A 1,224-nucleotide genomic window follows, 5' to 3' on the forward strand; every position below is an offset into this window, starting at 1 on the left:
GGGTTCTACCCCGATTTTGCGGACACTTCAAAGAAGCCTGATAATGGGCAAAAGGAGTGTTTATGTCGAAGAGAAGAAAATACAGTCCGGAGTTCAAACGTGGTGCAGTTGAACAGACCCTGCAGCCAGGAGTCAGCTGTGCCCAGATTGCTCAAGAACTGGGGCTTGCCCCAAATCTGCTCACGAGATGGCGACGTGAAGCAGATCAGAATGGCCAGCAGGCCTTTAATGGCACGGGTAGCCCCAGAGATGAAGAAGTTGCCCGTCTTAAGCGTGAACTGGCACGGGTGAAGAAGGAACGGGATTTTTTACGCGAAGCGGCGACGTTCTTTGCCAGGGAGTCGTCCTGAAGTATCAGGCGATCCAACGTTGTCGCGTCGAGTTCCCCGTACGCTTAATGTGTCGTTGTCTGGAAGTTTCCGCTAGTGGTTATTACGGCTGGGAAGCACGTTTGCCGAGTTTAAGAAAGATTGATAACCATCGATTGCTGACGCGCATTCGTGAACTTCATACAGATAGTGGTGGTATTTTGGGTGTACCGCGCATGCATGAAGATCTGGCGATGGAAGGCGAAACAGCCAGCAAAAATCGGGTTGCACGTTTAATGACGGTTGCCGGACTTCAGGGGTGGCCGAGAAAAAAGAAACGTGGACAGAAAAAGCCGCCATTATTAACACCGCCTGGTGTTAATAATTTGTTGAAGCGAGACTTCATGGCGCTGGAACCGGAGACTAAGTGGGTCACCGACATCACTGAAATCAAAACAGGCGAAGGCAAGCTGTATTTGTGTGTTGTTCTCGATCTGTTCAGCAAGCTGGTGATTGGCTGGTCAATGCATCACCGGCAAGATCGACAGATGGTATTACGCGCCGTTGAAATGGCTGTTTGGCAACGCCAGGGAAGTGAGCCTGTTATTTTACATTCTGATCGAGGCAGTCAATTCAGAAGCGGCGATTACCAGAGATTGCTTAGTAAAAATACATTGATGAGCTCGATGAGTGCGGTCGGTCATTGTGGCGATAATGCTGCCTGTGAAGGCTTTTTTGGTGTACTCAAAAGAGAACGGACAAATCGAATACGTTACCCAACCTTGGATTCTGCCAAAGCGGATTTATTTGACTATATTGAGCGATTCCATAATCCTCGGATGAGAAGACGAGTCGCTAAGGACGATATGAAGTTATCAACCGTTTTTAAACCGTCCGTAGAAACGGGGTAGAACCC

The 1,224-nt window shown here is 48.9% G+C and carries 1 protein-coding gene; it reads left to right on the forward strand.

The window, feature by feature from the left end; genetic code table 11:
* Window positions 1-62: 62 nt before the first annotated feature.
* A protein-coding gene (locus E8Q33_RS14970; RefSeq protein WP_136555696.1) for an IS3 family transposase occupies window positions 63-1,219 on the forward strand; the annotation gives its coding sequence in 2 pieces (ribosomal slippage) (window positions 63-303 and window positions 303-1,219; 1,158 coding nt in all).
* Window positions 1,220-1,224 lie beyond the last annotated feature (5 nt).

This window comes from Methylophaga sp. SB9B (assembly GCF_004832235.1).
Classification (GTDB): Bacteria; Pseudomonadota; Gammaproteobacteria; order Nitrosococcales; family Methylophagaceae; genus Methylophaga; species Methylophaga muralis.